Genomic DNA, 1,130 nt, shown 5'->3' with positions numbered 1-1,130 from the left:
TCCCGCTGGCTGGCGGACGAGACGGCGGGCCAGTGCGGGCCCTGCTACCTGGGGCTCCCCGCCCTGACCGCGGCCCTGGAGGACCTGGTGCGCGGCGGTGGCGAGCGCGCGCTCGACCGGGTGCAGGCCGGGATGCGGACGGTCACCGGACGGGGTGCGTGCAGCCACCCCGACGCCGCCGCCCGGTTCGTCGCCTCGGCCCTGGCCGTGTTCGACGAGGACCTGGTCGCGCACTCCTACCGCGGAGGGTGCGGGCGCCCGTCGCAGAACGTCCTGCCACTGCCGGAGGTCGAGAGCGCCGGCACCATCGTCGTCGACTGGACGCTCTGCGAGGCCCACGGCCTGTGCACCGGCGTCCTGCCCGACGTCATCCGGCTGGGGGCGGACGGGTTCCCCGCCGCGGGCGTGATGCCCGTACCCGCGCGGCTGCTCTCCCAGGCGGCGCGAGCCGTCGACCGCTGCCCCGCGCTCGCGCTGCGCATGCAGTGAGCCCGGCGCGGCTCCGCGCGCCGCCGCTCCTTACCGAACGAGGCCCGCACGGGCCCCTGCTGCCCGAGGTTCCGGAGGGCTATCGACCCTGAAACCCACGTCCCGTGCCCGCGGACCGGCGTTCGACGTCGGACCGGAGCACCGGGGACGCACACATCCACGGAAGGTCAGATTTCCACCGATGGAAAGGCAAGGAACATGTTGACGAAGCGATACGGACTGGCCGGGCTCAGCGTCCTGCTGGTCGGGCTCGTGCTGATGGCCCTGTGGGGCAACATGAGCAGCAACGGCAATACGCCGGGCGGGTCGGGCACCGGCCAGCTGGTGGGCGCGCAGGACGCCGCGCCGGCCGGTGGCGGCTCCTACGGCTCGTACGGCTCGTACGACTCCGGCGGCGGTGCCAGTGCGTCGCCGTCCGCCGGCGGTCAGTCCGGCGGCCGGGCCGGGGGAGCGCTGACCGTGCGCAACGACGCCAAGCTCGGCACGGTGGTCACCGACGGCCAGGGTTTCACCCTCTACCGGTTCGACAAGGACACGGCCAAGCCCCCGATGTCCAACTGCAACGACGGCTGCGCCAAGACCTGGCCGCCGGTCGCCAAGGAGGGCACGACCGCGGGGAGCGGGATCGACGCGGGCGCGAT

1 protein-coding gene and 1 pseudogene are annotated in these 1,130 nt (G+C 74.1%); both read left to right on the top strand.

Translation table 11 applies throughout. The features are described 5' to 3' along the window. Positions 1 to 489, top strand: a 489-nt coding sequence (locus tag ABTY15_RS39720; RefSeq protein WP_350607713.1) for an NADH-ubiquinone oxidoreductase-F iron-sulfur binding region domain-containing protein, incomplete at its 5' end; no start/stop codon positions are given. A gap of 198 nt (positions 490 to 687) precedes the next feature. Further along, a pseudogene (locus ABTY15_RS39715) lies at positions 688 to 1,130 on the top strand (SCO0930 family lipoprotein); the annotation flags it as partial.

The sequence above is a fragment of the Kitasatospora sp. NPDC097643 genome (assembly GCF_040302625.1).
Taxonomy (GTDB): Bacteria; Actinomycetota; Actinomycetes; order Streptomycetales; family Streptomycetaceae; genus Kitasatospora.
Note: the sequence above shows the minus strand (reverse complement) of the source record. Positions and strands in the feature narration are given on the sequence as shown.